Annotated in this window: 7 protein-coding genes and 1 pseudogene; 7 read left to right on the top strand and 1 reads right to left on the bottom strand. The window is 43.8% G+C overall.

Annotated elements, in window-relative coordinates; genetic code table 11:
* The 7 genes and pseudogenes from CXF78_RS05795 to CXF78_RS05825 form a co-directional block, all read left to right on the top strand.
* Positions 1-112 (top strand): annotated as a pseudogene (locus CXF78_RS05795) (cytochrome o ubiquinol oxidase subunit III); the annotation flags it as partial.
* A complete protein-coding gene (gene cyoD / locus CXF78_RS05800; RefSeq protein WP_220491668.1) occupies positions 112-441 on the top strand; it encodes a cytochrome o ubiquinol oxidase subunit IV in 330 nt (109 codons plus the stop codon). The pseudogene CXF78_RS05795 and the gene cyoD, both read left to right, overlap by 1 nt.
* Before the next feature lie 40 nt (positions 442-481).
* Positions 482-1,414 carry a heme o synthase gene (cyoE, locus tag CXF78_RS05805; protein WP_102036240.1) on the top strand — a complete coding sequence of 311 codons (933 nt, stop codon included), beginning with the start codon at positions 482-484 and terminating at the stop codon, positions 1,412-1,414.
* Positions 1,415-1,608: 194 nt separating this feature from the next.
* Positions 1,609-2,406: a hypothetical protein gene (locus CXF78_RS05810; protein ID WP_102036241.1), complete on the top strand. Its 798-nt coding sequence runs from the start codon at positions 1,609-1,611 to the stop codon at positions 2,404-2,406.
* 117 nt (positions 2,407-2,523) lie between these two features.
* Positions 2,524-3,249 (top strand): osmolarity response regulator transcription factor OmpR, encoded by a 726-nt coding sequence (ompR, locus tag CXF78_RS05815; RefSeq protein ID WP_102036242.1) that lies wholly within the window; start codon positions 2,524-2,526, stop codon positions 3,247-3,249.
* A 3-nt stretch (positions 3,250-3,252) separates the two neighbouring features.
* Positions 3,253-4,593, top strand: coding sequence for a two-component system sensor histidine kinase EnvZ (envZ, locus tag CXF78_RS05820; RefSeq protein WP_102036243.1), 1,341 nt, complete (start codon positions 3,253-3,255; stop codon positions 4,591-4,593).
* A gap of 116 nt (positions 4,594-4,709) precedes the next feature.
* A complete protein-coding gene (locus CXF78_RS05825; protein WP_102036244.1) occupies positions 4,710-6,656 on the top strand; it encodes a methyl-accepting chemotaxis protein in 1,947 nt (648 codons plus the stop codon).
* Between the two features lie 110 nt (positions 6,657-6,766).
* Here CXF78_RS05825 and CXF78_RS05830 read toward each other — a convergent pair whose 3' ends face one another.
* Entirely contained in the window at positions 6,767-7,240 is a 474-nt protein-coding gene (locus tag CXF78_RS05830; RefSeq protein WP_102036245.1) for a peroxiredoxin, read from the bottom strand.
* Between the last annotated feature and the right edge of the window lie 79 nt (positions 7,241-7,319).

Raw genomic sequence — 7,319 nt, forward strand, 5'->3', positions numbered from 1 at the left:
TTTAACTAATCGCAGCATCACTCGCCTGAGTTGCTTAAGTTTGTTCTGGCATTTCTTAGACATCGTGTGGGTGTGCGTGTTTACCGTAGTTTATTTGTTAGGAGTCTTGTGATGAGCAATGCACATGCAAGCCACGGCGAAGGCGATTTTTCTGCCAGCGTTAAATCATATTTAGTCGGCTTTGTGTTATCGGTTGTCTTAACCGGTATTCCATTTTGGTCGGTGATGACGCACCAGTTTGACCACATGACAACGCTATGGGTTGTGGTGATAACGGCGTTAGTGCAAATCGTGGTGCACTTGAAATACTTCCTCCATTTAGATTTTTCTAAAAAAGGCAGAATCAATACATTCTCGTTCTTATTCACAGCCTTGATTATTGTCATGGTGGTGGGTTTGTCTGTGTGGATTATCTACGCAGCCAATGAATTGATGATGTAACGAGATCAACGTAACCACAGTATGTCACTCAACAGCCATCATGAATAATCAAGGTCAATTTATGTCAGCACAATTAACCTCACGCTTACGAGGATATGTTCAGGTCACCAAACCTGGCATCATCATGGGCAATTTAATTTCTGTCGCGGGCGGCTTTTTACTCGCGGCTCAAGGTAATGTTGATTTGACCTTGATGTTCGCCACCATGATAGGTTTATCTTTGGTGGTAGCGTCGGGTTGCGCGATCAATAATTGCATTGATCGCGACATCGACGCCAAGATGAAGCGTACTCGAAACCGAGTTACCGTTACCGGTGAAATATCAGTACAAGCGGTATTGAGCTTTGGTATTGGTTTGGGTGTTGTAGGCTTTACCATGCTGGCGATATTCACTAATAGCCTAGCGGTGTTATTTGCCGCCATTGGCTATGTGGTATATGTCGGCGTGTACAGCCTGTACATGAAACGCAACTCGGTTTACGGCACCTTAGTAGGCAGTTTTTCGGGTGCTGTGCCACCGGTTGTGGGTTATTGCGCGGTTACCGGGCAAATGGACATGGGCGCGGTAATTTTGCTGCTGATGTTTAGCCTATGGCAAATGCCCCACTCTTATGCGATTGCGATTTTTCGGTTTGACGATTATGCCGCGGCCAATATTCCTGTATTGCCCGTAGCCCAAGGCATGACCAAAGCTAAACTACATATCGTATTGTACATAGCGATATTTGCTGTCGTCAGTGCGCTGTTGCCACTGGCCGGTTACACAGGTATTGCTTTTATGGCGGTCACCTTTGCCACCAGCTTATGGTGGTTAGCCATGGCGTTAAAAGGCTATCGTCGCGACATCAATTTGCAGTCTTGGGCTAGACAGGTATTTGGATTTTCCATTATCACTATCACAGCATTAAGCGTGACCATGGCATTGGATTTTCAAGTAGTTGCCCAAACACCGTTACTCACATTGGTGCCATAGGCGATTAAGCTCAATAAAAGGCTACGTCCAATAAATAGCTAAGTTTAATAAAGGCTTCAAGCCCGTGGCATTATGCTGCGGGCTTTTTTATTTGATAAATCCGCATTAAAGACTAAGGTTTAAGACTGATTAAAATTACCGCATGCAATTCTATTTTTCGTTTTTAACCGCATCATCAAACATAAAGGGATCTTATGTTTACCGTATTTAAGGGAATTAAGCCTCATATCCAGTCACTAAACCCTGTTAACCTCATCATGCTAATGTTGGCATGCAGTGTATTGCAGACAAATCCACTGCATGCCGCTACGCAACCGAGTACCAATAACAACATCTTCGGTGATTGGGTAATCAACACCCCTGAACGTATTACCTTGTTGCAGTTAAATCGTAATAGCAGCTACTTACACCTAGAACTTAACTTAACAGCGCCACAAGATAGCGTGGCAGAATGGGGCCGTTTGGATTTGCAATCAACAGACGCGCACTTTATCCCTAGCTACAGTAATAATGCCCAACAAGGATTAGTAGCATATCAATTCGAGCATCCGCAATTAAACATGATGCTGACATCACTGTCGTTACAACTCGCATTAACCATCGATACTAATGCCGACAGCATTGCTGATGAACAACATCACTATAACCTCACGACCAAGCAATCGGTCTATGGTGTATGGCATCAATTGTCTACCCCAGCGCTGAGTAGCTTAGTACTACTCGACAATGGCTATTACGCCATGGTGAACATTAACCTACACCAAGACCCACAAGCCAATGAGCACGTCACTCACTTACAATGGGGACGGTTTGAATTACACCAAAATCAGCTAACCCTTGAGCCCATTTTTAATAGCCATCCCCAACATACATCTAACTTACCCAGTGATATTCCCAGCATGATTTATCAGCCTAGCAAACAGCAATTGACGTTATCATTTAACGTAGATAAAGGTAATTTGACTGACCATTTGTTGCTATTTAAGCGATAAACAAACATTTACAGCTATTTAGTTACAATTTCTGCCACAATCAGCTATTCAAATTCAAGCGATTACACTTCATACTGAGTCATTGCTAGTATCAATTTAGTGTTAAAAGGATATGTCATGGGCCAAGAAACCTCTAAGATTCTCGTTGTCGATGATGACATGAGATTACGTTCATTATTAGAACGTTACTTAATTGAGCAAGGCTTCCAAGTTCGTAGCGCTGCCAATGCAGAACAAATGGATAGATTACTTGAACGTGAAAATTTCCATTTATTAGTACTCGATCTGATGCTACCAGGCGAAGATGGTTTGTCTATTTGCCGCCGTTTGCGCCAACAAGAAAACCCAATCCCTATCGTGATGCTGACTGCCAAAGGCGATGAAGTTGATCGCATTATTGGCCTAGAACTTGGCGCTGATGACTATTTACCTAAACCGTTTAATCCACGTGAGTTATTAGCACGTATTAACGCTGTCTTGCGTCTCCAAATTGCTGAACTACTCCGTGCGCCTGCGCAACAAGAAGAAATGATTGAGTTTGGCGAGTTTTCGCTAAATTTAGCCACTCGTGAAATGTTCCATGGCGATGAAAGCATTGCACTTTCCAGTGGTGAGTTTGCTGTGCTTAAAGTGCTGGTAAACCATCCTCGTGAGCCATTATCGCGCGACAAATTGATGAACCTTGCCCGTGGCCGTGACTATTCAGCCCTTGAGCGTTCAATCGATGTTCAGGTATCGCGCTTGCGTCGTTTAATTGAAAAAGACGCTGCTAACCCACGCTATATTCAAACAGTTTGGGGCTTAGGTTATGTGTTTGTGCCCGACGGCACCACGCGTAAGTAATCCATGAAACTAAAGTTAAAATGGTGGCAACGCTTCTTACCTAGAAGCGCTTTTAGTCAAACCGTATTGCTGATCGGCAGCTTACTGCTGATCAATCAATTAGTGTCATATTGGTCTGTCGCCGTTTACTTTATCAAGCCCAGTTATGAGCAAATCAACCAATTAATTGCCCGCCAAATCAATATATTATTTGTTGATGGGGTCGATGTTGGCCGTGAACATCTCACCATGGTGGATGCCTTAAACGCCAAAGTGCGTGACGATGGCATGACCGTTTATAACCAAAAACAAGCACAAGAAGCCGGACTCGGCCAAGCCACTTATTACAGTTTCTTGTCAGAACAAATGTCAGTTTACCTTGGCGGCGAAGCCGAAGTGCGTTTTTCGCAAGGTGAAAAGCTCGATGTGTGGATAAAACCGCCGCAAGCCCCCACATTGTGGATAAAAGTCCCTTTGACGGGCATTAACGAGTCAGACTTATCACCATTAACTTTGTATTTGCTGGTTATTGGCGGGCTCAGTGTCGCCGGTGGCTGGTTATTTGCCCGTAGGCAAAACAGGCCTTTAAAACGTTTACAAAAAGCCGCGGTGGCCGTTTCTCAAGGTGACTTTCCGCCAACACTGCCGTTAAGTGGCTCGACTGAAATTGTTGAAGTAACCCATGCGTTTAACCAAATGGCTCATAGCATGAAGCAGCTTGAGCAAGACCGAGCTTTATTAATGGCAGGGATTTCACACGATTTACGCACACCATTGACCCGCATTCGATTAGCATCTGAAATGATGGTAGAAGACGACCAATATTTAAAAGAAGGTATTGTCACCGACATTGAAGACATGGATGCGATTATTAACCAATTTATTGCTTATATTCGTAACGACCGTGAAGGTGTACGCGAGCCCGACCAAATCAATCGTTTGATCCAAGAAATTAGCCAACAAGAATCACACCGTGAAGAAACCATCGAGCTGTCGCTAGCAGACTGCCCCGATGTTCCCATGAACAGCGTCGCCATTAAACGTGTACTGAGCAACTTGGTCGAAAATGCGTTCCGCTATGGCAATGGCTGGATAAAAATCAGTTCTTATCATCAAGGTAACGCGGTGTGTTTTAGTGTTGAAGATAACGGCCCTGGTATTAATGAAGCCGAAGTTGAGCATCTATTTCAACCCTTTACCCAAGGCGATACTGCACGCGGTAGTATTGGTTCTGGCTTAGGGCTAGCTATTATTAAACGTATTATTGACCGCCATCATGGCAAGGTGAAGTTGTCTAACCGCCCTCAAGGCGGCTTAAAAGCACAAGTGTGGCTGCCGTTAATCGATAAAAATCTCTACAACTAACAACGGACACATTTCACCACACATTATTCAACTCATAGATAAAGTGCAATCACGAAAAACTGTAACATTAGTGCCATAAAATGCACATATTGGCATTTATGTGAAGTCACTTACCTATGAAGATATCGACCCTATCCCTTAGTGCATCCGCCTTATTATTACTGCTTGCGGCATTACTCGCCGCTACCGTGTTATGGAGTAATCAACAACGGCAAACCAGTGAAAAATTAAACCTAGACTTACAACATATTCAACATACCTTTCAGTATAATGTTCGCCGGAACATTGATAGTTACTTACAAACAGGCCAAAGCAATTATCTCGAACAAGCCCGCAGCGATATTACCCGTATAACCGACAATATTACCCAGCTGAGTTCCGCTCACCCACAGCTTGATAGTGCTTCATTAACCAGCTTAATGACTCAATTAATTAGCGACTTAGACACTAAATACCGTGCTGCAGGAAAACTGGCCGGTAACCCACGCCAACTACTGGCTTTTGCTGAATCAGAAATGATCGATTACAGCCGCAGCCTACATCGTTATGCTCAATCAGCTCCGAATGACTCAAATACTGTGGAGCAATATCTTGCGCTTAGTCTTGAGTTACCTAACCTAGTTTATCAACTATCACAGCAGACTCAGGCCTTACTGATTGATCAAGATGCAGGAGCAAATAATAGCCTTAACTTTTCGATAAACTCTCTCAACACATGGCATGATGATTTGGAGAAGCTATCTTTGCTGGGGATTTATCGCACCGAAGAAGTGGATGAATTCGCCTTAGGCGATGACGAACCGGAACGTATTGAAACGGGTGAAGCCCCTCGCGCAGAATTGCTGAGTTTGACTCAACGCTATAGCAAAGAAGTGAGTAATACCAAGCAAATGCTCAGCGACAATCAACAAGTACAAACTGCGCTAATTAACGCCACCAGCCAAGTAGAACAGCAACTAGTGACACTGGCCAATACACAAGCCGTAACCGATGAACAACTTAAAATCCGTTTGCAGTGGTTGCTATACACCATGGTGATATTAATAGCATTGTTTTCTATTGGTTATTTAGTGTTACAACAACGACGAGTCGTTAGCCCGCTTAAACGTTTAAACCGTGCTTTTTCAATGTTAAGCGAATCGAATCAACGAGAACCATTACCCGTGACCAGCCAATGCGAAACAGGCCAAATTGCGGCACACTTTAATCGCCTATTACAGCGATTTGAACAAGATGACGAACAACAAAAAAGTAATATGGCACAGGTGTCTAACTCATTGAGTGAATTAGTCGCTAAAATTGGTTCCTTATCAACTAGCACGCAACAAACGCAAGATGTGGTACAACAAACTCAATCACAAACCGCTGATTTAATTACTCTTGCCAATGAAGTAAACCGGTCGTCTAGTTTGGTAACTGCCAGTGCAGAGCAAACCATGCATGATATGCAAGCAAGCCAACAAGAAGCCCAGGCGGTGTTAGATGCGACCGATCACACTGTCACCAAGGTCAATCAATGTAACCACTCACTAACCCAACTCAGTACATCGGTTAATGACGCAGCTAAAATTGTGGATGTTATTGGTAATATTGCCGACCAAACCAACTTATTGGCATTAAATGCCGCCATTGAAGCCGCTCGCGCAGGTGAACAAGGTCGTGGTTTTGCTGTGGTAGCCGATGAAGTACGCAGTTTATCGCAACGGACTCAACAATCATTAAAAGACATAATGGCTATTTTCGAGCAACTAACCCGCTCGAACACAGCACTTAGCCACAGCGTTAACGACATCAGCGAAGCATCTGCACAGCAAAAAGGTCGAGCCCAGAGTTTGTTAGATGTTGCGTTGCAAGTACAGCAGCAAGCTCAAGAGATGGCGAGCAGTGCGAGCCAAGGGAGTGAACATGCTAAGCAACAGGTGGGGCATCTTGATGAGTTTGTCATCGCGATGGATAGCCTAATGCTGCATGCTAAAGATGCGTTTGAACAAAGTGAAACGATTGCGCTTGAGGTCAGTAACAGTGTCGATAACATTGAACAACACTTAGGCATCCGCGGATAATCAATACTAACAAGCTTTACTGATAACTGTTTTTTTTCATAAAAATGGGCGCCTTATTGGCGCCCATTTTGCTGTACTGTTAAGTCTCTAATTCTGAGACAGAATATAGATTACAGTGCAGCCATTACCGCTTCAGCAGTGCTGACTTCAAATGACTTACCTTCCTCAACATTCAGTAAAGTCACTACGCCATTGTCGATCACCATCGCATAGCGCTGTGAACGAACGCCGCCAAAACCAGCGGTGTCCATTTCTAAGCCTAATGCTTTAGTGAAGCTTGCATCACCGTCGGCTAGCATCATTAATTCAGAAGCATTTTGGGCTTCGCCCCACGCTTTCATTACGAATGCATCGTTAACAGATACACAAGCGATAAGGTCAACATCTTTAGCTTTAAACTCGTCGGCTAATACTACAAAACCTGGTAAGTGAGCTTCTGAACAGGTTGGTGTAAATGCACCTGGCACTGCAAACAATACTACTTTTTTACCGGCAAAAAGCTCAGTAACATCGTGATTAACCATGCCGTCTTTTGTCAGCTGGCTTAAGGTAGCTTTTGGTAAAGATTGTCCTGTAGCGATCATAATATATCCTTGATTATTGAGGGCTATTAACCCTTGTTAACACGAGAGATTATCTTGGGGCAAACACCCTGCGACAACC

Origin of the sequence: Shewanella sp. 11B5 (genome assembly GCF_002836795.1) — a bacterium.
GTDB classification, from domain to species: domain Bacteria; phylum Pseudomonadota; class Gammaproteobacteria; order Enterobacterales; family Shewanellaceae; genus Shewanella; species Shewanella frigidimarina.